This is a genomic window from Peribacillus sp. ACCC06369 (assembly GCF_030348945.1).
In the GTDB taxonomy this organism is placed as follows: Bacteria; Bacillota; Bacilli; order Bacillales; family DSM-1321; genus Peribacillus.
In genome coordinates this window covers 4,818,206-4,842,971 of sequence record NZ_JAUCEN010000002.1, presented here as the reverse complement: position 1 = coordinate 4,842,971, position 24,766 = coordinate 4,818,206, and the positions used below count along the sequence as shown (strand labels likewise).

At 44.3% G+C, this 24,766-nt stretch carries 17 protein-coding genes, 22 tRNA genes, 3 rRNA genes and 1 pseudogene; 31 read left to right on the top strand and 12 right to left on the bottom strand.

Annotated features, from left to right (window positions below):
• Positions 1 to 3: 3 nt before the first annotated feature.
• Positions 4 to 294, bottom strand: a complete 291-nt coding sequence (locus QUF78_RS24620; protein ID WP_289326747.1) for a hypothetical protein — start codon at positions 292 to 294, stop codon at positions 4 to 6.
• A 7-nt stretch (positions 295 to 301) separates the two neighbouring features.
• Positions 302 to 460: a hypothetical protein gene (locus tag QUF78_RS24615; RefSeq protein WP_289326746.1), complete on the bottom strand. Its 159-nt coding sequence runs from the start codon at positions 458 to 460 to the stop codon at positions 302 to 304.
• 168 nt (positions 461 to 628) lie between these two features.
• On the opposite strand from QUF78_RS24615, the gene QUF78_RS24610 reads away from it, so the two are divergent.
• The 3 genes and pseudogenes from QUF78_RS24610 (at position 629) to QUF78_RS24600 (ending at position 3,599) form a co-directional block, all read left to right on the top strand.
• Positions 629 to 2,281: a glycerol-3-phosphate dehydrogenase/oxidase gene (locus tag QUF78_RS24610; RefSeq protein ID WP_289326745.1), complete on the top strand. Its 1,653-nt coding sequence runs from the start codon at positions 629 to 631 to the stop codon at positions 2,279 to 2,281.
• A gap of 94 nt (positions 2,282 to 2,375) precedes the next feature.
• Positions 2,376 to 2,656, top strand: a pseudogene (locus tag QUF78_RS24605) (alanine:cation symporter family protein); the annotation flags it as partial.
• Positions 2,657 to 2,894: 238 nt separating this feature from the next.
• On the top strand, positions 2,895 to 3,599 hold the full coding sequence (locus QUF78_RS24600; RefSeq protein WP_289326744.1) for an MBL fold metallo-hydrolase: 705 nt from the start codon (positions 2,895 to 2,897) through the stop codon (positions 3,597 to 3,599).
• Between the two features lie 124 nt (positions 3,600 to 3,723).
• On the opposite strand, the gene QUF78_RS24595 is transcribed toward QUF78_RS24600, so the two are convergent.
• From QUF78_RS24595 to QUF78_RS24580, 4 genes are all read right to left on the bottom strand, one after another.
• Complete coding sequence (locus QUF78_RS24595; protein WP_289314622.1) at positions 3,724 to 4,944, bottom strand: PucR family transcriptional regulator; 1,221 nt, start codon at positions 4,942 to 4,944, stop codon at positions 3,724 to 3,726.
• A 138-nt stretch (positions 4,945 to 5,082) separates the two neighbouring features.
• Positions 5,083 to 6,549 (bottom strand): sodium/proline symporter PutP, encoded by a 1,467-nt coding sequence (gene putP, locus QUF78_RS24590; protein ID WP_289326743.1) that lies wholly within the window; start codon positions 6,547 to 6,549, stop codon positions 5,083 to 5,085.
• A 156-nt stretch (positions 6,550 to 6,705) separates the two neighbouring features.
• On the bottom strand, positions 6,706 to 8,247 hold the full coding sequence (pruA, locus tag QUF78_RS24585) for an L-glutamate gamma-semialdehyde dehydrogenase (protein ID WP_289326742.1): 1,542 nt from the start codon (positions 8,245 to 8,247) through the stop codon (positions 6,706 to 6,708).
• A 57-nt stretch (positions 8,248 to 8,304) separates the two neighbouring features.
• A complete protein-coding gene (locus QUF78_RS24580) occupies positions 8,305 to 9,222 on the bottom strand; it encodes a proline dehydrogenase family protein (protein ID WP_289326741.1) in 918 nt (305 codons plus the stop codon).
• 411 nt (positions 9,223 to 9,633) lie between these two features.
• Between QUF78_RS24580 and QUF78_RS24575 the strand changes: the two genes are divergently transcribed.
• Entirely contained in the window at positions 9,634 to 9,798 is a 165-nt protein-coding gene (locus QUF78_RS24575; RefSeq protein WP_289326740.1) for a hypothetical protein, read from the top strand.
• Positions 9,799 to 10,339: 541 nt separating this feature from the next.
• Here the strand turns inward: QUF78_RS24575 and QUF78_RS24570 are convergent.
• Positions 10,340 to 10,570 carry a helix-turn-helix domain-containing protein gene (locus QUF78_RS24570; RefSeq protein ID WP_289326739.1) on the bottom strand — a complete coding sequence of 77 codons (231 nt, stop codon included), beginning with the start codon at positions 10,568 to 10,570 and terminating at the stop codon, positions 10,340 to 10,342.
• A 287-nt stretch (positions 10,571 to 10,857) separates the two neighbouring features.
• On the opposite strand from QUF78_RS24570, the gene QUF78_RS24565 reads away from it, so the two are divergent.
• Both QUF78_RS24565 and QUF78_RS24560 read left to right on the top strand, forming a co-directional pair.
• Positions 10,858 to 11,253 carry a VOC family protein gene (locus QUF78_RS24565; protein ID WP_289326738.1) on the top strand — a complete coding sequence of 132 codons (396 nt, stop codon included), beginning with the start codon at positions 10,858 to 10,860 and terminating at the stop codon, positions 11,251 to 11,253.
• 452 nt (positions 11,254 to 11,705) lie between these two features.
• Positions 11,706 to 12,908: an aminotransferase-like domain-containing protein gene (locus tag QUF78_RS24560; RefSeq protein ID WP_289326737.1), complete on the top strand. Its 1,203-nt coding sequence runs from the start codon at positions 11,706 to 11,708 to the stop codon at positions 12,906 to 12,908.
• Between the two features lie 319 nt (positions 12,909 to 13,227).
• Here QUF78_RS24560 and QUF78_RS24555 read toward each other — a convergent pair.
• Both QUF78_RS24555 and QUF78_RS24550 read right to left on the bottom strand, forming a co-directional pair.
• A tRNA-Ala gene (locus tag QUF78_RS24555) sits at positions 13,228 to 13,300 on the bottom strand.
• A gap of 114 nt (positions 13,301 to 13,414) precedes the next feature.
• On the bottom strand, positions 13,415 to 14,122 hold the full coding sequence (locus tag QUF78_RS24550) for an MgtC/SapB family protein (RefSeq protein ID WP_289314630.1): 708 nt from the start codon (positions 14,120 to 14,122) through the stop codon (positions 13,415 to 13,417).
• Positions 14,123 to 14,269: 147 nt separating this feature from the next.
• Here QUF78_RS24550 and QUF78_RS24545 point away from each other — a divergent pair, with 147 nt between their 5' ends.
• On the top strand, positions 14,270 to 15,175 hold the full coding sequence (locus QUF78_RS24545; RefSeq protein ID WP_289326736.1) for a DMT family transporter: 906 nt from the start codon (positions 14,270 to 14,272) through the stop codon (positions 15,173 to 15,175).
• Positions 15,176 to 15,207: 32 nt separating this feature from the next.
• Here QUF78_RS24545 and QUF78_RS24540 read toward each other — a convergent pair whose 3' ends face one another.
• Positions 15,208 to 15,393: a hypothetical protein gene (locus QUF78_RS24540; RefSeq protein ID WP_289314632.1), complete on the bottom strand. Its 186-nt coding sequence runs from the start codon at positions 15,391 to 15,393 to the stop codon at positions 15,208 to 15,210.
• A 429-nt stretch (positions 15,394 to 15,822) separates the two neighbouring features.
• Here QUF78_RS24540 and QUF78_RS24535 point away from each other — a divergent pair.
• From QUF78_RS24535 to QUF78_RS24420, 24 genes are all read left to right on the top strand, one after another.
• A 16S ribosomal RNA gene (locus QUF78_RS24535) occupies positions 15,823 to 17,373 on the top strand.
• A 175-nt stretch (positions 17,374 to 17,548) separates the two neighbouring features.
• Positions 17,549 to 20,481 (top strand): 23S ribosomal RNA (locus tag QUF78_RS24530).
• 119 nt (positions 20,482 to 20,600) lie between these two features.
• Positions 20,601 to 20,716, top strand: a 5S ribosomal RNA gene (rrf, locus tag QUF78_RS24525).
• The 16S, 23S and 5S rRNA genes sit together here with 21 tRNA genes alongside, the layout of an rRNA operon.
• An 11-nt stretch (positions 20,717 to 20,727) precedes the next feature.
• Positions 20,728 to 20,803 (top strand) — tRNA-Val (locus QUF78_RS24520).
• A 10-nt stretch (positions 20,804 to 20,813) separates the two neighbouring features.
• Positions 20,814 to 20,889: transfer RNA gene (locus tag QUF78_RS24515), tRNA-Thr, on the top strand.
• A gap of 22 nt (positions 20,890 to 20,911) precedes the next feature.
• A tRNA-Lys gene (locus tag QUF78_RS24510) sits at positions 20,912 to 20,987 on the top strand.
• An 8-nt stretch (positions 20,988 to 20,995) separates the two neighbouring features.
• Positions 20,996 to 21,077: transfer RNA gene (locus QUF78_RS24505), tRNA-Leu, on the top strand.
• An 8-nt stretch (positions 21,078 to 21,085) separates the two neighbouring features.
• Positions 21,086 to 21,160: transfer RNA gene (locus tag QUF78_RS24500), tRNA-Gly, on the top strand.
• Positions 21,161 to 21,172: 12 nt separating this feature from the next.
• Positions 21,173 to 21,261: transfer RNA gene (locus QUF78_RS24495), tRNA-Leu, on the top strand.
• A 9-nt stretch (positions 21,262 to 21,270) separates the two neighbouring features.
• A tRNA-Arg gene (locus tag QUF78_RS24490) sits at positions 21,271 to 21,347 on the top strand.
• Between the two features lie 10 nt (positions 21,348 to 21,357).
• Positions 21,358 to 21,434 (top strand) — tRNA-Pro (locus QUF78_RS24485).
• A gap of 17 nt (positions 21,435 to 21,451) precedes the next feature.
• Positions 21,452 to 21,527: transfer RNA gene (locus QUF78_RS24480), tRNA-Ala, on the top strand.
• Between the two features lie 28 nt (positions 21,528 to 21,555).
• Positions 21,556 to 21,632 (top strand) — tRNA-Met (locus QUF78_RS24475).
• 10 nt (positions 21,633 to 21,642) lie between these two features.
• Positions 21,643 to 21,719: transfer RNA gene (locus QUF78_RS24470), tRNA-Ile, on the top strand.
• 20 nt (positions 21,720 to 21,739) lie between these two features.
• Positions 21,740 to 21,832: transfer RNA gene (locus QUF78_RS24465), tRNA-Ser, on the top strand.
• A 101-nt stretch (positions 21,833 to 21,933) separates the two neighbouring features.
• A tRNA-Met gene (locus tag QUF78_RS24460) sits at positions 21,934 to 22,007 on the top strand.
• A gap of 6 nt (positions 22,008 to 22,013) precedes the next feature.
• Positions 22,014 to 22,089: transfer RNA gene (locus tag QUF78_RS24455), tRNA-Asp, on the top strand.
• A 23-nt stretch (positions 22,090 to 22,112) separates the two neighbouring features.
• A tRNA-Phe gene (locus QUF78_RS24450) sits at positions 22,113 to 22,188 on the top strand.
• 16 nt (positions 22,189 to 22,204) lie between these two features.
• Positions 22,205 to 22,280 (top strand) — tRNA-His (locus QUF78_RS24445).
• Between the two features lie 4 nt (positions 22,281 to 22,284).
• A tRNA-Gly gene (locus QUF78_RS24440) sits at positions 22,285 to 22,358 on the top strand.
• 5 nt (positions 22,359 to 22,363) lie between these two features.
• A tRNA-Ile gene (locus QUF78_RS24435) sits at positions 22,364 to 22,440 on the top strand.
• 12 nt (positions 22,441 to 22,452) lie between these two features.
• A tRNA-Asn gene (locus QUF78_RS24430) sits at positions 22,453 to 22,527 on the top strand.
• Between the two features lies 1 nt (position 22,528).
• Positions 22,529 to 22,619 (top strand) — tRNA-Ser (locus QUF78_RS24425).
• Between the two features lie 3 nt (positions 22,620 to 22,622).
• Positions 22,623 to 22,694 (top strand) — tRNA-Glu (locus QUF78_RS24420).
• Between the two features lie 41 nt (positions 22,695 to 22,735).
• Here the strand turns inward: QUF78_RS24420 and QUF78_RS24415 are convergent.
• Both QUF78_RS24415 and QUF78_RS24410 read right to left on the bottom strand, forming a co-directional pair.
• Entirely contained in the window at positions 22,736 to 23,485 is a 750-nt protein-coding gene (locus QUF78_RS24415) for a TraR/DksA C4-type zinc finger protein (RefSeq protein ID WP_289326735.1), read from the bottom strand.
• A gap of 145 nt (positions 23,486 to 23,630) precedes the next feature.
• Positions 23,631 to 24,551 carry a 1,4-dihydroxy-2-naphthoate polyprenyltransferase gene (locus QUF78_RS24410; protein WP_289326734.1) on the bottom strand — a complete coding sequence of 307 codons (921 nt, stop codon included), beginning with the start codon at positions 24,549 to 24,551 and terminating at the stop codon, positions 23,631 to 23,633.
• Positions 24,552 to 24,766: the final 215 nt, after the last annotated feature.

The following is a 24,766-nucleotide window of genomic DNA, read 5'->3' as shown; positions in this document are numbered from 1 at the left end:
AACTCACGAGTAAACTTGCAGAACCACGAGAAAACAGCACGAACTCACGATTAAACAACACGAATTCACGAGTAAACAGCGCGAACTCACGAGTAAACGTGCAGAATTCACGAGTAAACAACACGAACTCACGAGTAAACTTACAGAACCACGAGAAAACAGTGCGAACTCACGATACACGAGTAAACAACACGAATTCACGAGTAAACAGCGCGAACTCACGAGTAAACAACACGAACTCACGAGTAAACTTGCAGAACCACGAGAAAACAGCACGAACTCACGAGTAAACAACACGAACTCACGAGTAAACTTGCAGAACCACGAGAAAACAGCACGAACTCACGAGTAAACTTGCAGAACCACGAGAAAACAGCACGAACTCACGATTAAACAACACGAATTCACGAGTAAACAGCGCGAACTCACGAGTAAACGTGCAGAATTCACGAGTAAACAACACGAACTCACGAGTAAACTTACAGAACCACGAGAAAACAGTGCGAACTCACGAGTAAACTTACAGAACCACGAGAAAACAGTACGAATACACGAGTAAATAGCGCGAATTCACGAGTAATTCAAGCTACACGACAATAGAGAGCATTACTTAAAGGAGGAGTCAGGGATGAGGTTTTCAAATATATATCGGGAAGAAACAATTGAACTTCTGAAAAAGGAAAAATATGATGTAGTTGTCATTGGTGGGGGAATTACCGGTGCAGGAATCGCCCTGGATGCAACTACCCGTGGGATGAAAGTGGCATTGGTTGAAATGCAGGACTTTGCGGCAGGTACTTCAAGCCGCTCGACAAAACTGGTCCATGGCGGTTTAAGGTATTTGAAGCAATTTGAGATAAAAATGGTTGCTGAGGTTGGTAAAGAGCGGGAAATCGTTTATGAAAATGGACCGCATGTGACCACGCCGGAATGGATGCTGTTACCGATGCACAAAGGAGGCACCTTCGGGAAATTCAGTACTTCCATTGGACTCCGTGTATATGATTTCCTTGCAGGTGTTAAAAAAGCAGAACGCAGGAAAATGCTTTCGGCAGATGAAACACTAAAGCGGGAGCCCCTCGTTAAGAAAGAGGGACTGAAAGGCGGAGGCTACTATGTCGAATATCGGACAGATGATGCTCGTCTGACGATTGAAGTAATGAAGGCAGCTGTCGATAAAGGTGCAACGGCGTTAAATTATACAAAAGTAGATAAATTGTTATATGAAAATGGAAAGGTGAACGGCGTCCAAGTTGCCGATTTACTTTCAGGTGATGCTTATGAAATATACGCAGACAAAGTTATTAATGCAGCAGGTCCATGGGTGGATTCCATCCGTGAGAAAGATCAATCGAAAAAAGGGAAAACGCTGAAGTTATCCAAGGGTGTTCATGTGGTCATCGACCAATCGAAGTTCCCGTTGAAGCAGGCGCTTTATTTTGATACACCTGATGGACGGATGATCTTTGCCATCCCGAGAGCCGGTAAAGCTTATGTAGGGACTACGGACACTTTTTATGATGGTGATCCTGCAGTGCCAACCGTTACATCCGAGGACCGTGCCTATTTATTAAAGTCGATACATTATATGTTTCCAGAAGTGGAAATTTCCGATGATGATATCGAATCAAGCTGGGCTGGAGTAAGGCCGTTGATTCTTGAAGAAGGAAAAGACCCTTCTGAAATATCAAGGAAAGATGAAATATGGGAGTCCGATTCGGGTCTTATCACGATTGCGGGAGGTAAATTGACCGGTTATCGCAAAATGGCAAAAACGACGGTCGATCTTGTGGCAGGGAAGCTTTCCCAGCAATCTAATAAGACTTACCCAACCAGCAGCACTAAAGGAATGCCGATTTCAGGAGGGGATGTCGGAGGATCAAGCAACTTCTCCGATTATATCAAGCAACATATTCAAATGGGAGTGGACTCAGGAATTGCCGTTAAGGACTCCGAAGAAATATTGGCCATGTACGGGTCCAACGCACCTGTGTTATTTGATATCGCAAAAAGCGAAGGAGACGGAGCAGCAAGCATTGGCCTTCCGCAGAAATTGTTCGTACAGCTGAAATACGCACTAGAACATGAAATGGCCGCAACTCCAGTGGACTTCTTCTTCCGAAGGACCGGGACCCTGTTATTCGATATCGATTTAGTCCAAACGCATAAAAGTGCAGTGATTGAATATATGGCTGGATACTTCGGGTGGACGGAATCAACAAAAATGGAGAGAACCAATCAGTTGGAACGGGAAATACTCGGTGCGATTAGAGTATCTTGACTTAAATGAAAAAAACATGACGCCGGCGGAATCGCTGGCGTTTTTTTCGATTCGGGAAGGAAAGGAAAGACGAAACTATTATGTTAGGTTTTCCATGTTCGCCTTAAAGCTCATCATACTAGCAGCCAGTTTCTATGGACCCGTCCGTACGGCAGAGCTTGCTTGGGCATTTGGGGATGCTGGCTTGGGCATTATGGTTTGGCTTAATGTCATTGCCATTTTAATTCTGGCCAAACCGGCGCTTATTGCGTTAAAGGATTACGAAACGCAAAAGAAGGCGGGGGTGGATCCGGTTTTCGATCCCAAAGCTTTAGGCATAAAAAACGCCGACTTTGGGAGCATGAATACACCGGAGACAAGGAAAACGTTTCATGAAGAGAAATGCCCTGAAATAAATTAATAAATATATGGAGATACATGAAAAACCAGCTCTAGGTATTTGAGAGCTGGTTTTTTATCATATTGCGATAACTAGGACAAAACTGAAATTGTGAACATAACCAGTGAGGCTTTAGTTTACATAGAAAGACTATAAGGATGGAATATTATTGAGAAAATAATCATATTATTTAAGATTGTAATTATATAAGTGTGTGGGGGAGTTTGATTAAAGATGAAGCTGACAAAGGTCGATACAGTATATCAACTATCTTTCATGCCACGCGTATTTCCCGTAAACTGTTATTTCATAGAAGAAGAGGATAGCCTTACACTAGTAGATGCAGCTTTACCCTACAGCGGAAAAAGTATTTTGAAGGCGGCGCGGATTATTGGAAAACCGATAACAAGAATAATAGTTACTCATGCACATGATGATCATGTCGGTGCACTAGACGGGCTAAAAGCATTAATGCCTGATGTGCAGGTGAGTATTTCTATCAGGGAAGCGTCATTACTGGCTGGTGATTCCAGCCCCTTACAAAATGAAAATCCAATCCGCGGTGGAGTCCCCAAAAACATTCAAACTCAACCAGACTTGCTGCTTAAAGAGGGCGACCGTATCGGTTCATTGGAAGTGATTTATTCACCTGGGCATACCCCTGGTTCAATATCGCTTCTTGATACCCGGAATCATAGTTTAATTGTCGGGGATGCCCTGCAGACAAGAGGCGGAACTGCAATTTCTGGAATCATTAAACCTTTATTTCCATTCCCGGCCTTTGCTACATGGGATAAACTCCTTGCCCTTGAAAGTGCAAAGAAATTAAGAAGTCTTAATCCGCATTTGCTTGCTGTAGGTCATGGAAAGATGCTAGAACAACCTGGGAATTCCATGGACAAAGCAATAATTGAAGCTGAATTAAAATTCCAGCAATGAAAGAATGGGAAAGTGCCGGCATATTGAGATGTTATCCCAAAAAGAGTGAGGAACACGGCTGATGGGTCTCCGTGCTCCTCACTCTTTAGCTGTTTGAATCTTTTAACCGTAAAAGCGAAATGCCTTAAGATTTTTGCTTTATAAGCTGTAAATCGATGTAGAGTTGTATTCTTGAGTGTAAGTCATCAAAATCGATTGAAGTGAGATCGGCTATTTGGTTCAATCTATATTTCAATGTGTTGGTATGAATGTATAGCTGCTCAGCTGTCGGTTTGATCCGGCAATTGTTCAACAGATATATTTCCAATGTTTGAAGGAGTTTCGTTTGGCTTTCCTGGTCCTTCTTTTGAAGAATCTGTAAATCCATATTGATATAATTCGTTTTAGTATGATGATGGGAGATCATTTCGAGGTAACGGAAAATCCCTAGCTTGCTATATTGGAAAGGAAGCTGTTCAGGTTTACCGATGAACTTCGCTGCATTGATCACTTCCAGGGCTTCGAGGTAGGATTTTCTTAATTGAAGAATCGAAGAATATTCATTTCCGATTCCCGGGAACACCCTTTGATCATTGAATTGGGAAAGAACCGTATTCGTTAAATCATTGGCGCTTTCAGAAAGGAGTTCTTTCCCTTTTCCGTTGCTGCCAATTAATACGATAATCTTCAATTGGTTTGTGAATACATGGGAAAAATGATTCAAAGCATTGGCGAATAGACTGACTGTATCCGTTAATTCATCGAAATGTTCCGCATCGGATTGAGCGATGGTAAAGACATTTACAAGGAAAGTTTCCGGAATGAGGAGATTCATATTGGCGGCTTCCCATTTTATTTGGTTTTCAGTTTGATAGACTTCATCAATGACCTTTTGATAAAACTCATTTTTTTCTTCATCTTTTTTCATGTTTATCTGTTTTTTCTGATAAAGGAGCTTGCCGATATGATGGGAAACCTCATGCAAAAATTCCAAGTCTGAATCAGTCATCATTTCCGTCTCTTGAACCCATATGAATCCGAAGACTTGCCCTTTGTGTACCGCGCTTACAACGACTCTTTGATTTAAACCGATTTCCTCGATTTGTTTCACTCTAAAGGGATGCTGCACCGTTTTAAGCTGTTCGACAATGCCCTCATCCATGAATTTCTCCAAGATTGGAATCGGCCAATGCTTTGTGAAAATGGTTTGCCGATTGGCTTGGTCGAAGTGATCGATATAATATGAACTATATGACAGCAATAAAAATTGGTCATTTTCGATGACCACTGGTTTTTTTAAATAAGTGCTGACCATATCCGTTATATCGTTGATGTTTGTGAGAGTAAGGATTTTTTCTAATGACATATATGGCCCCCTGTTTTTTGAATTGGATGATAACTTAGTCTAATAATACTTTTAAACGGATGATGTGTATAGGGGCAAGCACAAAGAAGGAACGGTATATGAAAAAAATTTCATATACCGTTCCTTTCAGGGGATTTATTATTGTTTTAATGTTCTTTCGAATTCTTCGAACTTTTCTTCTACTTCCCTAGATGGTTTCGCTGTAAGAAGACTGACCACGATGATGGCAATCAAGCTCGCGCCAAAACCAGGAATCATTTCATAAAGCGTATCGGATAATCCTGCCATGGACCAGAAAATTACAGTCCCGGCACCGACGATCATCCCGGCTAAAGCGCCCCATCTTGTCATCCGTTTCCAGCAGAGGCTTAGTATGACCAATGGACCGAATGAAGATCCGAATCCAGCCCATGCATAGCCGACAAGTCCAAGAATCGTGTCATTCTGTTCCCAAGAGAGAATGAGCGCTATGATGGATATGGTCAGTACGGAAAGTCTGCCCAGGAAAACAAGCTCTTTATCTGAAGCGGAACGACGGAAGAAAGTTTTGTACATATCCTCCGTTAAAGAGCTGGCCGTAACCAAAAGCTGCGAAGAAATCGTGCTCATGATGGCTGCCAGTATCGCTGAAATCAAGAAACCAGTGATAAGTGGGTGGAATAGTATTTCACCTAACTCTATGAAAATCGTTTCAGGATTATCTAACTTCAGGTTGTTCTGATGGAAATACGTGATACCGATGAATCCAGTCAGCATGGCACCGATACTGGAGAAAATCATCCAGCCCATCCCGATAGTACGGGCTTTCTTGATTTCCTTAATAGAACTGATCGCCATAAAGCGGACAATGATATGCGGCTGTCCGAAGTAACCCAGTCCCCAAGCAAATAATGAGATGATTCCTAAAAAGCTCGTCCCCGTGAAAATATTCAATAGAGCTGGATCAATGGAACGTGGCGTATCTATGGAAGGACCGAAACCGCCAACATGGAAAAGGGTGACGATCGGTACAAGAACCAAGGCAACGACCATGATGATTCCTTGAACAAAGTCTGTCCAGCTTACTGCCAGGAATCCACCGAATAAAGTATAGGCAACGGTGACGCCTGTTAAGATCCATAGACCTGTATGGTAATCAAGGCCAAATGTACTTTGGAATAAGACTCCGCCGGATACCATTCCGGAAGAAACGTAAAAGGTGAAGAAAATCAGGATAACCAAAGCGGAAATGAGCCTTAGGATCCGTGAACCCTCGCCAAAACGATTTTCCAGGAAAGCGGGGATCGTAATGGAGTTATTGGCGACTTCCGTATAGGTTCTTAATCTTGGCGCAACATACAGCCAGTTCGCATAGGCTCCTAGCGTCAGGCCGATTACGATCCAGATGGAACTGAGTCCTGTTGCGAACATGGCACCAGGCATCCCCATCAAAAGCCAACCGCTCATATCCGCAGCGCCGGCGCTTAATGCAGTGACAGCAGGACCAAGGCCCCGGTCGCCCAACATATAATCATTTAAATTGGAAGTCCGTTTGTAAGCGAAGTAACCAATGAAAAGCATGCCAGCCATGTAAATGCTGATGGAAATTATTAATGCGTAATCCATAAAAGACTCCCTTCAGGTTGAAATATATATTTTTTTGTTTTAAAAGAGGAAGCAACCTATTTGTCACTTCCTCCATTTACCCTCGTTTTGGTTTTGTATCGCAAAATGGAAGATACATAACCAAAACGAGTATTCAAACTGCTTGATGGAACATTATCAGAACGTTTCTGATGTTGTTTTAGCTTGCATATGAAGCTGCAAGTAGTCCGGTCCGCCTGCCTTGGAATCGGTTCCTGACATGTTGAACCCGCCGAATGGCTGATAACCTACGATTGCACCAGTACAGCCGCGGTTGAAATACAAGTTCCCCACATGGAATTCTTCACGTGCTTTTTCCATGTTAAGGCGATTTGTCGTAATGACAGCCCCAGTCAAACCATATTCTGTGTTATTGGCAATTTCAAGAGCTTCGTTAAAGTCTTTGGCTTTTGTAAAGGCAACGACTGGTCCGAAGATTTCTTCTTGCATCAAACGGGCTTTCGGATCGACATCAGCGACGATTGTCGGTTGAACGAAGTAGCCTTTAGAGCTATCTCCTTCTCCTCCAGTCAGAATGCGTCCTTCTTGGTTCCCGATTTCAATATAGCTCATGATTTTGTCGAAAGCTGCTTGATCGATTACAGGACCCATGAAGTGGTTCTCTGTAGGGTTACCGACAGTCAGTTGTTTAGTTAACTCGACAGCGCGATCCAAAACTTGATCATATACATCTTCTACAATGACAGCACGGGAGCAAGCAGAACATTTTTGTCCCGAGAAGCCAAATGCCGATTTCACGATCGATTGAGCTGCCAATTCCAGATCAGCCTCTTTGTCGACGACGATCGTATCTTTTCCGCCCATTTCAGCAATGACACGCTTCAGCCAAACTTGGCCTTCGTTCACTTCTGAAGCACGTTTGTAAATGCGCAGACCTACATCACGTGAACCGGTGAAGGAAATGAAACGTGTTTTTGGATGATCTACCAGGTAGTCGCCCACTTCGGCTCCGTTCCCTGGAACGAAATTCAATACTCCTGCTGGAAGGCCTGCTTCAAGCATCACTTCAACGAATTTCGCAGCAACAATAGGAGTAGTCGAAGCTGGTTTCAACAGGATTGTGTTACCAGTAACGATAGCTGCAACAGCTGTACCTGCCATGATGGCAAATGGGAAGTTCCAAGGAGAAATGATGATGCCGACTCCTAATGGAATGTAATCATAGCGGTTATATTCTCCTGGACGGCTTTGTACAGGCACACCATCTCTAAGCGTCAACATTTGACGGGCATAGAATTCAAGGAAATCGATTGCTTCAGCTGTATCGGCATCAGCTTCATTCCAAGGTTTTCCTGCCTCTTTTGTCAATAAGGCAGAGAATTCATGCTTGCGTCTGCGAATGATGGCAGCGGCTTTGAATAAAACGTCAGCACGGATTTCCGGCTTCACTTTTTTCCAGCTTTCAAAAGCTAAAGACGCTTCCTGCATGGCTTTTTCAGCAAGATCCCTGTTCGCTTTCGATACTCGGCCGATGACCTCTTCCTTATCTGCAGGGTTATATGAAACGATTTTCTCATCTGTCGTCACTTTCTCTGCCCCGATATAAAGAGGGTAGTCTTGCCCTAAGTAGCCTTCAACAGTTTGAAGAGCTTCCTGATACGCTTTTTTGTTTTCCTCGTTTGTAAAATCAACAAATGGTTCGTGTTTATATGAAATCATTGATTACTCACACCTTTTTATAGATTTTTTGTAACAATTAGAATATTAAATGTATATTTAGCTTTTGACCATCCCTTTGAAGGCAAAGGCAATATTGGATGGCCTTTCTGCAAGCCTTCTCATGAAGTATCCATACCAATCCAGACCATATGGTACATAGACGCGCATTTTGTAACCTTGCTTGACCAACTCGTATTGTGTTTTGTTTCTCATGCCATAAAGCATTTGAAATTCGAATTGTGTATTTGGAATGTTGTGCTTCTTAGCCAACTCTTTTGTATACTCGATGATTTTGTCATCATGTGAGGCAATGGCCGTATAATTACCGTTAAGAAGACTTTGCTTAATCAACTTTTTATAGTTTTCATCTACATCATCCTTTTCGGGAAAAGCCACCTCTGGAGATTCCTTGTAGGCACCCTTTACGAGACGCAGGAATGGCTTATATTGGGCAAGGTCCTCCAAATCTTTCTCTGTGCGGAATAAATATGCTTGCAGAACAGTACTTATGCAGCTGTATTTTTCCTTGAACTGTCTAAAAATGTCGATTGTTGCCTGACAGCGAACTTCATCTTCCATGTCGATCGTGACCATGACTTTATGCTTTTCTGCCGTATCAAGAATTTTCGTCATGTTCTCTATGACCAGATTATGATCGATATCGAGTCCCAAAGAAGTCATCTTTAGAGAAACTTGTGAATCAAGTTTTTCCCTGCTGATCATTTCGATGGTTTCGATGCATTCTGCCGTCCTTTCCTGAGTCACTTCCTTAGAATCAACGAATTCCCCAAGATGGTCGACTGTAACCGACAAGCCACTATTATTAAGTTGTTTAATAAATTTAATGGAACTTTGGAAATCAGTTCCCCCAATGATCTTTCCAGCAGCAAAATTTCCTCCGCTTTTTTTAGCAATATTATTAAGCAGATTATTTTTAGATAAAAATAAGAAAAAGTCCCTTGTAATGGCTTCCATATAAAGCGCACCCCCTAAGAAGATGTATTTCAATAAATTAAGCTTACGATTATTCGACAATATTCACAATGTTTCAAAAAAACAATAATTATGCCTTCCGTTTGTTGGTTATGGACAAATGAAAAGGTTTACATTTTTTCTTTTATGATCGGATAGAAACGAAGGTTTATATTTTAGCTTAAAGAGAAACGCTAGAAATAAAGGCTTTATCAGGAAGCGATGATGTGAAGGTCATCAATAAATACGTTTAAAAGTGGCACCTCGACCATAATCATCCAATGCGTTATAATGAACCTAATTTAACGGAATGGGTGCAAAGTTCGAAGATAAAACGATTAATGAAGCTTTCAGAAGTAAAATGGGTGATAAACCGTAAAATAAGTCGCATCGGCAAGCCGGGGAGGATAAGGAATGGATGCTGTACTTGAAGAACTTAGAGAAACATCGGGTTTGATAATAGGATTAATAATGGCCCTGGTAATATTGGGGCTGATCGGTTATGCCCTTACGAATGTACATGATTCCATTGTGTCGCCTGTGGTTCAGTTCATAAAGAAAATGGTTAGTCGAAAATAGCTGAAGCGAAATAAATAACCCTTTGTCCCTAATCGATAACAAGCCCTTGATAATAGAAATCCCTGCAGGGTTTGTCTAAAAGGAACAAAAGAACTGCAAGAAATGAAAATGAAGAAAATCCCCGCTCCTAATGGAGGTGGGGGATTTCAGACTGTAGGCAAATTCGAATAATTTGCCTACAGTCTTTTTATTTTATAAACGTTCCAGTTGATTTCAGAAATCCACTCCCTTTCTGCCGACTGGCTGCCAAGCCTCCTCACCGCAAGCGCCTGGACAATCTCCCGACCGGTATGATCTTTGGTGTATGTAAGCTTGAAAATTGTTTGAAGGTAATTGAAAATAACGGGATGCAGGCAATACTGGAAGATGGACAAGTGGAATCAAGGCAATGATTTTTTTTAGGAGCCTTCACAGTGGGAGAATACGCCTGGGAAGTTAAGGACATGAGGCTGTTCCAGCGAAAGGAAAGCTTGGACTAAGGGAACATGGATAATGAGAGTATCAACATTTAGCCCCGGCCATTACGCTGGGGCCTTTTTGTTTATAAATCAAAGTAGTCATCTGCCTTTGCGCCAGCATCTATACTTCGAACCGCCTTCATGATTTTCTTTAATACTCCGGCTGACGGCACATACTTGGGGTCGCTGCAAACTCTGCTTATCGTATTGCGTGAGATTCCGGACGCACTTACAAACTCCTCTTGTGAATATCCGTGCTTATCGATGAATTTGCCTACCTTACTTCGTGGCTTTCCCTTCCCGAATCTAAACATTTTGATAACCTCCTAGATTAATTTACTAGCAGTCTCGTCCAACTTTCACAAAAATATACGCATAGTTTCGCAAAAATTTGGTATACAAACGGTTGGTCGGAACAAACGAGATTTGAAATGCATTTTTTGTGGTCTTTCCAAATAGTTATGACAGGATGTATGATGAAGTTCTAAGTTCTTTGAATTTATTTCCATTTGAATTACAATAATAAATGGGCATTTGTAAGCGAACACAAACTGAATAATTTAAGGATATAGTTAATTCTTGTGTAAATTAGGAGGAAATCATGGGAAGAATAGTTCATTTCGAAATTCATGTGAATGACATGGAACGGGCAAAGAAGTTTTATGGAGAGGTATTCGGATGGACATTTCAAGACTGGAGTGAGTATGCAGGAATGCCTTACTTTGGAGCAGTAACTGGTGATGAGAATGAACCTGGGATCGATGGTGCTTTGATGCAGCGTCATAGTGCTCCACCGGAAACAAACCAAGCGTTAAATGCATTTGCTTGTACCATGGGAGTGGAAAGTTACGATTTAACGGAAGCTAAAATTATTGAAAATGGCGGCAAGGTCGCAATGCCCAAATTTGCCCTGCCCGGAATGGCTTGGCAAGGATACTATATTGATACCGAAGGCAATACTTTTGGAATTCATCAACCCGATGTGAATGCAAAATAGAGTTGATAATAGGTGAATTAAAACATGAAACACAAGGGCACGGCAGCCATGCTTTAAAATGTACGATATATCTGTCTGACCTATCTAATTCAAGAAGCCTATTTACGTGCGGCACCGAAGCGATTGGTTAAGAAATGGAATGAGTTGCATAAGTGAAGAAAGGCGGATGATCTGCCTTTCTTTATTTTTTCGTTCTTTTAATCAGCTTTACAAATACTGAGGACAATAATAACGACCTCATCCATACACACATAGTTTAAAATTGCATTGGAGCGACCAAGAAAGTCTTAGTAAAAGGGACTCCGGAATTTGCAAAATATAAAGAGTGATTGTTGTCTCTCATCAGAGGGTGTTTCTACAAAAGATTTATGCTTATATAAAATAAAGGAGTTAGCTTCAAAAATCGCGAATATCAATTAAGATTTGATTGAGACGGAAGGGGTATGGTTGAAGTGAATGTTGAATCTTTTTTTTCTGAAAACATTAAAGCGGCACTTAAGAATGATCCGCCCGGTGCATGGATGTCAGACCTGCCAGATGGTTGTATTCGTTTGAGTTCAGGCTATCCTGATCCTGCGCTCGTCCCTGCTGAGGAGCTCAAGGTAGCTGTAGCCGGACTTCTTGATGAGGAGCAGGATTTGCCGCTCCATTATATCGGAAGTCCAAGGATTGTAAGACTGAAGCAGCAACTCCAGAAAAGACTTGAAGATCGTGGAATTCGCGTTTTGGAGGAACAGCTTTTGATTACATCAGGTGCTTGCCAGGGGATTGATCTTATTGCCCGCATTCTCCTTGATGATAAAGCGGTCGTAGCTGTAGAATCTCCCACCTATATGGAGGCTTTAGAGATTTTTCAAAACTATACGAAGCAGATTATTAGTATACCTATAGATGAAAATGGACTCCAAACGTACCTATTAAAAGAAATGCTGGATGAAAGGAAACGTAAAGGTCTAACCCTCCCGCGTTTTCTATATACCATCCCAACCTTTCAAAATCCAACTGGGACGACTATGACAACTGAGCGGCGGAAGCATTTATTGGAACTTTCCATCGAGTTTGATTTCCTCATTCTAGAGGATGATGCATACGGAGAATTAGCCTTCGATGAAACTCCGCTGCCAATAAAATCTTTTGATACACGCGGACGAGTCCTCCACGTCGGTTCATTATCCAAAGTAGTGGCACCGGGAATGCGGATTGGATGGATAGCAGGAGAAAGTGAATTCATTAAGGCATTAGAGTGGTTTAAAAAAGATTTAGACCATCCATTTGCTCAAAGTACAATGGCTGTATACTTAGAAAACACGGATTTTGAGAAACGAATCGACCTTCTGAAAAATGTGTATCGTGCTAAATGTACTGCGTTAATCCATTCGTTGGAACAATTCCTTCCAGAATCCGTTTCCTGGTATGTACCAGATGGTGGTTACTTTGTATGGGTGAGAATTCCAGGTATGGATACGTCGCAATTATTATCACAGGCTCTAACTGAGGGTGTTTCGTATGTTCCAGGGAAGTACTTTTGCTTGGATGAAAAGGATGGAACCGAGTTTCTCCGGCTCTCGTTCAGTTATGCTAATGAGGAAGAAATAATCGAGGGAACTAGAAGACTAGGGCAGCTTATCGCATCTTTTTTTCATAAAATGTCCTGAACGATTGTTAGTTTTAAATTTGAATGCGCCTACTTCCTTAAAGGGGGTAGGCTTTTTTTATAAAAGGATTCTGTATCTCTTTCGCGATGATCATATCGACAAATTCTTTCAAATCTTAGCTGGGATATGCATGCAAAGAAAAGTGGCATCTGGGCAAATACATATTCACATGTTCTTCCAAACATGCAAGAAGAAGTGGTTTTAATTAGATGAAATCATTAAATTGTGACCGTTTTTATGACCAAAATATGATCAGTGCGCGACGTTTTTCTTTTAAGACAAAGAAAAAAACCCTTGCTACACAAGGGTTTTTCGGATATGGAGCATAGCGGGATCGAACCGCTGACCTCTACGCTGCCAGCGTAGCGCTCTCCCAGCTGAGCTAATGCCCCGAATTGAGGTACAATAATTATTTTATCGGATTTTGGGAAAAAGTCAATATAAAAAATGAGATTTTTGCAAAAACGATAAAAAAACCGTTTGATAGTAGTCAAACGGTTCTTTTATTATGAATTTTCGATTTCTACCCGTGCAATTTCCTTAAGATTGGAGACGGTGTAATACACTTCAGATGTTCTAACTTTATGATCGACCAAAACTTTAAGTGTCAAAAGGTGGTGGTCTTCTTCTACATCTTTGATTCTAAGGTTCTTGATGAATATTTTTTCCTCTTTGATTTTTTTCAATACGACGGCAATGTCATCTTTGTTTTTGACCACAAGCTGCAGAAAGATTTCTTTTTGCCGTAACTTCATCGGTCCGAGCCAGGTGACCATTGCTGGCACCAATTCGACACTGATGATCAATAGTATGACGCCAGCTATTGCCTCAAGAAAAAATCCTGCTCCTACGGCAATCCCGATTCCGGCCGCTCCCCATATGATGGCGGCTGTCGTTAAACCGGATATGCTGTTGTTGCCCCGCCGGAGAATGACGCCTGCCCCGATAAAGCCGACGCCAGAAACAATCTGAGCGGCTAGACGCAAGGGGTCCATTGTTATATTTACGTCGTCACTTCCTGGGAACTTATAAGCGGACTCCATGGAAACGATCGTTAATAAACAGCTGACTATTGAAATGACCAGGCTTGTTTTTAATCCAACGGGTTTTCGTTTCATTTCTCGCTCTAGTCCGATAATTAGTCCTAGGAGAGCTGAAATCCCCAATTTGATAAGGATTTGCAGTTCCGATTGAGGGTCGAATGTCCATTCCATTTTGTTTCACCACTTCCGAATTATTATCGAAGAAAAAGATCGTCTGTTGCCATATACCCGTTTTTCAAAAAAGCTTACCCTATTAATTTTAACATAGTAGAATAGAGTTCAATGTTAAGTAATTCCCTTTGATAGGAGGAGTTTGAAATGCAAATGCCAAAAGTGAATCCTTATGTTGCGTTGGCGATTGGTGTGGCATCCGTTTCATTTTCGGCCATCCTTGTTAAATTAGCGACTGCTCCATCGGGTGTTATAGCCTTTTACCGTTTATTATTTACTGTCCTTCTTATGCTGCCGTTTTTCTTGGTGAAATACCGCCATGAACTTAAATTCATTGGTAAAAAGGATTGGTTGTATTCGATTGCTGCAGGAGTGTTCTTGGCTTTTCATTTTATTTTATGGTTTGAATCGCTTAATTACACGTCTGTTGCGAGTTCAACTGTACTTGTCACCCTCCAGCCTTTATTCGCTTTTGCCGGAGCCTATTTGTTTTTTAAAGAAAGGTTTTCAATGAAGGCAATATTGAGCGGCATCATTGCGATAGCCGGCAGTCTTGTCATTAGCTGGGGAGATTTGAGAATCAGCGGCATGGCGCTTTGGGGAGATATTCTTTCGCTAATCGCATGTGCGCTTGTAACCGGTTATTTATTATTTGGGCAAAATGTTCGAAAACGCATCTCTTCTATAACATATACATTTGTCGTGTATGCTATCAGTGCAGTCACTTTGTTTTTTTATGTGATCTTCAAGGGAGAGGCATTGGCACCATATCCTGCTGCCGATTGGATCTATTTTGTTTTGCTTGCGATTTTTCCGACATTATTAGGACATTCTTTATTCAATTGGTCATTAAAGTGGTTAAGCACTTCGACTCTTTCGATGGGAATCTTACTTGAACCGGTTGGAGCGACGGTTCTGGCTTATTTCATATTAGATGAACCGATACTATGGACGCAGGTCCTGGGAGGTACCATCATATTGGGCGGTTTGATGATGTTCCTGAAGGATGAAAAGAAAAGTAGGGTACAGGAAGAAACACAAGTCTCCGTATAAAAGCAGTAAGTCTCCTGACTTACTGCTTTTATTTAATAGGGATGAAACAAATAGGTGATTCGTGTGAAAATCATAGCGAAAGTAAAGCTGAATAAAAACGTCGTACCATTCACCTTTCCTTTTTCTCTGCTGAACCTGATGGCTTCATAAAAAGCAGTACTGAATAAGTAAAGGGCCATACTGTAAGAAATGAGTAATCCGATTAATGATAGATTCATTGCTTCACCTCATGGGAAAAGATATCTTTATATGTCTATTTGTGTTTCTTTGGAAATATGCTTCGTTTATTTATGTACCATGCTATTGGCCAAGGAAGCAGGGGGGGATGATAATGAAGGATATTATAGAGGGAAAAAGAAAAAAACGTTTTTTTGAAAAAAGTTTTAAAAAACATATTGCAAACATTTTTGGTACATGGTATATTATTTCTTGTCGCTAAGACAGCAACTTAAACAGCTAACAAGTTGTTGAAAAATATTTTTAAAAAAGTTGTTGACGAAACGTGACAAAATGTGTTACATTATAGAGGTCGCTTCTGAGAGAAACGACAGAAATTGCTCTTTGAAAACTGAACAAAACAAAGCGCCAACGTTAAATTTTAAGTGAGCACACACTATCAAAAAAGCAAAATGAGCAAGTCAAACATTTCTTCGGAGAGTTTGATCCTGGCTCAGGACGAACGCTGGCGGCGTGCCTAATACATGCAAGTCGAGCGAATCGATGGGAGCTTGCTCCCTGAGATTAGCGGCGGACGGGTGAGTAACACGTGGGCAACCTGCCTATAAGACTGGGATAACTTCGGGAAACCGGAGCTAATACCGGATACGTTCTTTTCTCGCATGAGAGAAGATGGAAAGACGGTTTCGGCTGTCACTTATAGATGGGCCCGCGGCGCATTAGCTAGTTGGTGAGGTAATGGCTCACCAAGGCGACGATGCGTAGCCGACCTGAGAGGGTGATCGGCCACACTGGGACTGAGACACGGCCCAGACTCCTACGGGAGGCAGCAGTAGGGAATCTTCCGCAATGGACGAAAGTCTGACGGAGCAACGCCGCGTGAACGAAGAAGGCCTTCGGGTCGTAAAGTTCTGTTGTTAGGGAAGAACAAGTACCAGAGTAACTGCTGGTACCTTGACGGTACCTAACCAGAAAGCCACGGCTAACTACGTGCCAGCAGCCGCGGTAATACGTAGGTGGCAAGCGTTGTCCGGAATTATTGGGCGTAAAGCGCGCGCAGGTGGTTCTTTAAGTCTGATGTGAAAGCCCACGGCTCAACCGTGGAGGGTCATTGGAAACTGGGGAACTTGAGTACAGAAGAGGAAAGTGGAATTCCAAGTGTAGCGGTGAAATGCGTAGAGATTTGGAGGAACACCAGTGGCGAAGGCGACTTTCTGGTCTGTAACTGACACTGAGGCGCGAAAGCGTGGGGAGCAAACAGGATTAGATACCCTGGTAGTCCACGCCGTAAACGATGAGTGCTAAGTGTTAGAGGGTTTCCGCCCTTTAGTGCTGCAGCTAACGCATTAAGCACTCCGCCTGGGGAGTACGGCCGCAAGGCTGAAACTCAAAGGAATTGACGGGGGCCCGCACAAGCGGTGGAGCATGTGGTTTAATTCGAAGCAACGCGAAGAACCTTACCAGGTCTTGACATCCTCTGACAACCCTAGAGATAGGGCTTTCCCCTTCGGGGGACAGAGTGACAGGTGGTGCATGGTTGTCGTCAGCTCGTGTCGTGAGATGTTGGGTTAAGTCCCGCAACGAGCGCAACCCTTGATCTTAGTTGCCAGCATTCAGTTGGGCACTCTAAGGTGACTGCCGGTGACAAACCGGAGGAAGGTGGGGATGACGTCAAATCATCATGCCCCTTATGACCTGGGCTACACACGTGCTACAATGGATGGTACAAAGGGCTGCAAACCTGCGAAGGTAAGCGAATCCCATAAAGCCATTCTCAGTTCGGATTGTAGGCTGCAACTCGCCTACATGAAGCCGGAATCGCTAGTAATCGCGGATCAGCATGCCGCGGTGAATACGTTCCCGGGCCTTGTACACACCGCCCGTCACACCACGAGAGTTTGTAACACCCGAAGTCGGTGAGGTAACCTTTATGGAGCCAGCCGCCTAAGGTGGGACAGATGATTGGGGTGAAGTCGTAACAAGGTAGCCGTATCGGAAGGTGCGGCTGGATCACCTCCTTTCTAAGGATAATTACGAGAGCGCTTTTGTTTTGTTCAGTTTTGAATGAGTAATTCATTCAGATAGGGAAGAAAAACATCACGATGTGATGGATTCTTTCTGCTTTGTTCCTTGAAAACTAGATAATAGATAGAAGGCAATTAATTTTTTTCAAAGCATCTGTAAGATCTTTTTAACGGTTAAGTTAGAAAGGGCGCACGGTGGATGCCTTGGCACTAGGAGCCGATGAAGGACGGGACTAACACCGATATGCTTCGGGGAGCTGTAAGTAAGCTTTGATCCGGAGATTTCCGAATGGGGAAACCCACTGTTCGTAATGGAACAGTATCTTTACCTGAATACATAGGGTACTGAAGGCAGACCCGGGGAACTGAAACATCTAAGTACCCGGAGGAAGAGAAAGCAAATGCGATTTCCTGAGTAGCGGCGAGCGAAACGGAATTAGCCCAAACCAAGAGGCTTGCCTCTTGGGGTTGTAGGACACTCAACATGGAGTTACAAAGGAACGGGGTAAATGAAGTGACCTGGAAAGGTCCGTCAAAGAAGGTAAAAACCCTGTAGTTGAAACTTCGTTCCCTCCTGAGTGGATCCTGAGTACGGCGGGACACGAGAAATCCCGTCGGAAGCAGGGAGGACCATCTCCCAAGGCTAAATACTCCCTAGTGACCGATAGTGAACCAGTACCGTGAGGGAAAGGTGAAAAGCACCCCGGAAGGGGAGTGAAATAGATCCTGAAACCGTGTGCCTACAAGTAGTCAAAGCCCGTTAATGGGTAATGGCGTGCCTTTTGTAGAATGAACCGGCGAGTTACGATTTCATGCGAGGTTAAGTTGATAAGACGGAGCCGCAGCGAAAGCGAGTCTGAATAGGGCGAATGAGTATGAGGTCGTAGACCCGAAACCAGGTGATCTACCCATGTCCAGGGTGAAGTTCAGGTAACACTGAATGGAGGCCCGAACCCACGCACGTTGAAAAGTGCGGGGATGAGGTGTGGGTAGCGGAGAAATTCCAATCGAACCTGGAGATAGCTGGTTCTCTCCGAAATAGCTTTAGGGCTAGCCTCAAGATGAGAGTATTGGAGGTAGAGCACTGATTGGACTAGGGGCCCCCAACGGGTTACCGAATTCAGTCAAACTCCGAATGCCAAATACTTATTCTTGGGAGTCAGACTGCGAGTGATAAGATCCGTAGTCGAAAGGGAAACAGCCCAGACCACCAGCTAAGGTCCCAAAGTATACGTTAAGTGGAAAAGGATGTGGAGTTGCTTAGACAACCAGGATGTTGGCTCAGAAGCAGCCACCATTTAAAGAGTGCGTAATAGCTCACTGGTCGAGTGACTCCGCGCCGAAAATGTACCGGGGCTAAACGTATCACCGAAGCTGTGGATTGACACCATTAGGTGTCGATGGTAGGAGAGCGTTCTAAGGGCGTTGAAGTCAGACCGGAAGGACTGGTGGAGCGCTTAGAAGTGAGAATGCCGGTATGAGTAGCGAAAGAAGGGTGAGAATCCCTTCCACCGAATGCCTAAGGTTTCCTGAGGAAGGCTCGTCCGCTCAGGGTTAGTCGGGACCTAAGCCGAGGCCGAAAGGCGTAGGCGATGGACAACAGGTTGATATTCCTGTACCACCTATACATCGTTTGAACGATGGGGGGACGCAGAAGGATAGGGTAAGCGCGCTGTTGGATATGCGCGTCCAAGCAGTTAGGCCGGAAACGAGGCAAATCCCGTTTCCATTAAGGCGGAGCTGTGATGGCGAGGGAAATATAGTACCGAAGTTCCTGATTCCACGCTGCCAAGAAAAGCCTCTAGTGAGATGTAAGGTGCCCGTACCGCAAACCGACACAGGTAGGCGAGGAGAGAATCCTAAGGTGTGCGAGAGAACTCTCGTTAAGGAACTCGGCAAAATGACCCCGTAACTTCGGGAGAAGGGGTGCTTTTTAGGGTGAATAGCCCGGAAAAGCCGCAGTGAATAGGCCCAGGCGACTGTTTAGCAAAAACACAGGTCTCTGCGAAGCCGCAAGGCGAAGTATAGGGGCTGACACCTGCCCGGTGCTGGAAGGTTAAGGGGAGAGGTTAGCGCAAGCGAAGCTTTGAACCGAAGCCCCAGTAAACGGCGGCCGTAACTATAACGGTCCTAAGGTAGCGAAATTCCTTGTCGGGTAAGTTCCGACCCGCACGAAAGGTGTAACGATCTGGGCACTGTCTCAACGAGAGACTCGGTGAAATTATAGTACCTGTGAAGATGCAGGTTACCCGCGACAGGACGGAAAGACCCCGTGGAGCTTTACTGCAGCCTGATATTGAATTTTGGTACAGCTTGTACAGGATAGGTAGGAGCCTGAGAAGCCGGAGCGCTAGCTTCGGTGGAGGCGTTGGTGGGATACTACCCTGGCTGTATTGAAATTCTAACCCGCGCCCCTTATCGGGGTGGGAGACAGTGTCAGGTGGGCAGTTTGACTGGGGCGGTCGCCTCCTAAAGAGTAACGGAGGCGCCCAAAGGTTCCCTCAGAATGGTTGGAAATCATTCGTAGAGTGTAAAGGCACAAGGGAGCTTGACTGCGAGACCTACAAGTCGAGCAGGGACGAAAGTCGGGCTTAGTGATCCGGTGGTTCCGCATGGAAGGGCCATCGCTCAACGGATAAAAGCTACCCCGGGGATAACAGGCTTATCTCCCCCAAGAGTCCACATCGACGGGGAGGTTTGGCACCTCGATGTCGGCTCATCGCATCCTGGGGCTGTAGTCGGTCCCAAGGGTTGGGCTGTTCGCCCATTAAAGCGGTACGCGAGCTGGGTTCAGAACGTCGTGAGACAGTTCGGTCCCTATCCGTCGCGGGCGCAGGAAATTTGAGAGGAGCTGTCCTTAGTACGAGAGGACCGGGATGGACGCACCGCTGGTGTACCAGTTGTCTTGCCAAAGGCATAGCTGGGTAGCTACGTGCGGACGGGATAAGTGCTGAAAGCATCTAAGCATGAAGCCCCCCTCAAGATGAGATTTCCCATGGCGCAAGCTAGTAAGATCCCTGAAAGATGATCAGGTTGATAGGTCAGAGGTGGAAGCGTGGCGACATGTGGAGCTGACTGATACTAATAGATCGAGGACTTAACCAACGCTTTTTAAAAAATGAAATACCTTCTTATTATCTAGTTTTGAAGGAATGAAAATTTCTTCTTGCATTTTTTCGAAAAGACGTTATAATAATATATGTCTTGAAAAAATGTTAACAATGTTTGGTGACGATAGCGAAGAGGTCACACCCGTTCCCATTCCGAACACGGCAGTTAAGCTCTTCAGCGCCGATGGTAGTTGGGGGTTTCCCCCTGTGAGAGTAGGACGTCGCCAAGCAGGTTTTATATGGAGGATTAGCTCAGCTGGGAGAGCATCTGCCTTACAAGCAGAGGGTCGGCGGTTCGATCCCGTCATCCTCCACCATTTTACACCTGCCGGTGTAGCTCAACTGGTAGAGCAACTGACTTGTAATCAGTAGGTTGGGGGTTCAAGTCCTCTTGCCGGCACCATTTTTTGAAATAGTACAAGCACGAGCCATTAGCTCAGTTGGTAGAGCATCTGACTTTTAATCAGAGGGTCGAAGGTTCGAATCCTTCATGGCTCACCATTTTATATGCGGGTGTGGCGGAATTGGCAGACGCACCAGACTTAGGATCTGGCGCCGCAAGGCGTGGGGGTTCAAGTCCCTTCACCCGCATCTTTCATGCGGAAGTAGTTCAGTGGTAGAATACAACCTTGCCAAGGTTGGGGTCGCGGGTTCGAATCCCGTCTTCCGCTCCACTTTTCGTATGTGCCGGGGTGGCGGAACTGGCAGACGCACAGGACTTAAAATCCTGCGGTAGGTGACTACCGTACCGGTTCGATTCCGGTCCTCGGCACCATCTTAATATGCGCCCGTAGCTCAATTGGATAGAGCATCTGACTACGAATCAGAAGGTTGTAGGTTCGACTCCCGCCGGGCGCACCATGTTTTATTGCGGGAAGTAGCTCAGCTTGGTAGAGCACTTGGTTTGGGACCAAGGGGTCGCAGGTTCGAATCCTGTCTTCCCGACCACGTGATTTTTAATGAATGGGGCCTTAGCTCAGCTGGGAGAGCGCCTGCCTTGCACGCAGGAGGTCAGCGGTTCGATCCCGCTAGGCTCCACCATTTTTCAATCAGATACTTATATTATATTGGCGGTGTAGCTCAGCTGGCTAGAGCGTACGGTTCATACCCGTGAGGTCGGGGGTTCGATCCCCTCCGCCGCTACCAATAAATATAAGGACCTTTAGCTCAGCTGGTTAGAGCAGACGGCTCATAACCGTCCGGTCGTAGGTTCGAGTCCTACAAGGTCCACCATATGCATTTTTTAAAGCCGTGGAGGTATACCCAAGTTCGGCTGAAGGGATCGGTCTTGAAAACCGACAGGGGAGTCAAATCCCGCGGGGGTTCGAATCCCTCTACCTCCTCCATTTTTTAAAAAGCAGCAAGTTGTTTTGAAACAACCTTACATAGAGGAAGCGAAAAAACAATATACACGAAAACTTGATGCAAATCGTTTCATTAATACCGTCGCGGGGTGGAGCAGTCCGGTAGCTCGTCGGGCTCATAACCCGAAGGTCGCAGGTTCAAATCCTGTCCCCGCAATTATTAGGTCCCGTGGTGTAGCGGTTAACATGCCTGCCTGTCACGCAGGAGATCGCGGGTTCGATTCCCGTCGGGACCGCCATTTTTTAAATTTAATACAAATGTGGCTCAGTAGCTCAGTCGGTAGAGCAAAGGACTGAAAATCCTTGTGTCGGCGGTTCGATTCCGTCCTGAGCCACCATATCTTTCATATTACGGCGGTTGTGGCGAAGTGGTTAACGCACCTGATTGTGGTTCAGGCATTCGTGGGTTCGATTCCCATCAGTCGCCCCATTTCGCGGGTGTAGTTTAGTGGTAAAACCTCAGCCTTCCAAGCTGATGATGAGGGTTCGATTCCCTTCACCCGCTCCAAATATGGGCCTATAGCTCAGCTGGTTAGAGCGCACGCCTGATAAGCGTGAGGTCGATGGTTCGAGTCCATTTAGGCCCACCATATTTATATTGTTCCGCAGTAGCTCAGTGGTAGAGCATTCGGCTGTTAACCGAACGGTCGTAGGTTCGAGTCCTACCTGCGGAGCCATGGGGAAGTACTCAAGAGGCTGAAGAGGCGCCCCTGCTAAGGGTGTAGGTCGCGCGAGCGGCGCGAGGGTTCAAATCCCTCCTTCTCCGCCATTTGGCCCGTTGGTCAAGCGGTTAAGACACCGCCCTTTCACGGCGGTAACACGGGTTCGAATCCCGTACGGGTCATAACAAAAAAGGAAGCATACATCCATGTATGCTTCTTTTTTTCATTTCTTTTCATTGATATAAGTATCTTTTTGTTTATAAGGAATGTCTCCAAGCTGGGAATCGATATTTTCTTCATCTAATGTATCTTCATATTCCTTTTGCTTTTTGTTCGGTATATCCACCCTATTTTTTCCTTCGATATCATTTGCTGCAAATCCTTCATAGTCTTCTGGAAATCCATCCGTTTCATCTTCGGTTTTATAAAGATCATTATAATTGTCATGATCGCCGGTGTAATCAGATGGCGTTTCGGATGTACCGAATTTGGCGACTTCACCAAAGCTATCCTCTTTATCCACTATTTCATTTCCATGACGATTTTCAAAATGATCACCCTTGGATGGAATCAATATATCCTCTTCCACTGGTCGGTCTTGTGCAGTAGGCCGTTCTGGGGCATGCTCGACACAGTAAAGAGTGCTTGGGATCGCTTCAAGCCTATCGATGGGTATTTCTATATTGCAGGTTTTACAATGGCCATACGTACCCTCTTCTATGGCATACAATGCATCTTCGATTTTCTCCATTTCAGATTGTGCATGCTCATCCAGTGCTTGGTTCCGTTCCATCTCGAATAATTCTGTTCCTAGGTCAGCAGGATGATTATCATAGGATGATAATTCCCCTACGGATTCAGTCTGGCTTTTATCCAGAACGGATTGTTCATCATTTTGAATCCTGTTTCCAAGCTCATCTTTTTCTTGAAGCAGTTCTTTTTTGAATTTTTGAATTTGCTGTTTGGTTGCCATATCCGTTTCACTCCTTCTAAAGTCCATATCTTATTTTATTTTGGTAAGATGGTTGTATTATCTATTACCCGAATCGTAGTATAGGAAAACAAAATGGAACGGAAGATAGAAAAAAGACTGAGCGGATGAGCTCAGTCCTTGGAAATCATATTAGATAGCTGATGAATAATCCAATGGCCATGAGTAAGCCAAAGAAGGTGTTCGTCTGGGCCGTGGCTTTCATTGCTGGCACCATGGTGATCGGCTGCGTTTTACCTACGAAGCCTTTGATTGCGGCCATGGCTTTCGGGATGCTTAGGAAGGCAAGGAGAATCCACGCTGTTACGTTTCCGGTAAGGACTAACCCAACCAGCCATAGATAAGAGAAGGCAAACATGATTGCCATGAATTTCAGTGCGTTTTTCCTGCCCATCACTACAGGCATGGTTTTGCGGCCATGTGCCTTATCCCCATCATGGTCACGGAGGTTATTGGATAAGTTGATCAACCCGACCAATATTCCACTTGGAATGGCAATTAAGATGGCTGTTGAGGAAACATGACCGGTTTGAATGAAAAAGGCGATCAGGATTATCAAAAAGCCCATGAACAATCCAGAAAAAAGTTCCCCGAATGGTGTATATGAAATGGGTAGGGGACCGCCTGTATAAAGATAGCCGACAAGCATGCAAACCAGGCCTACTGCAGCAAGCCACCAACATGATGCGGCACAGATATAGATTCCGATTATGAGTGCGATGGCATACATGCCAAGGGCCAAGGTCATGATGAGTTTGGGGGTCATCCCATGACGGACGATTCCGCCACCGATGCCTACGGACTCCTCAGTATCCAAGCCTCGCTTGAAATCATAGTATTCATTGAATAAATTGGTTGCAGCTTGAATCAGGATACTTGCAATCATCATGGCAGCGAATAGTAACCAATTCACTCCATCATCCAAAAGTGCAATCACAGTTCCAAGTAAGACCGGGACAAAAGCTGCGGTTAGTGTATGTGGACGAATTAACTCCCACCAAATCTTCCAGGTCCGTTTAAGGGGAAGTCCGTCGTATTCTGTTTGCATTATTTCTCTCCTCAAAATCATTATTGGTTCTCTCGAAATTATAACAAATATTGAAATGTTGCACAAAAGGTTATCCTAATAAGGATAGGAAAATTAGGTAAGGGTGTCAATTGATTTCGTGGAAGATTCTCTTCCAAAATAAAGGATATTTCTCTTCATTCGTTAAGATTCATATAATAAGGAAAAAAGCAGGCATGAATCGTTCGGTAAAGGGG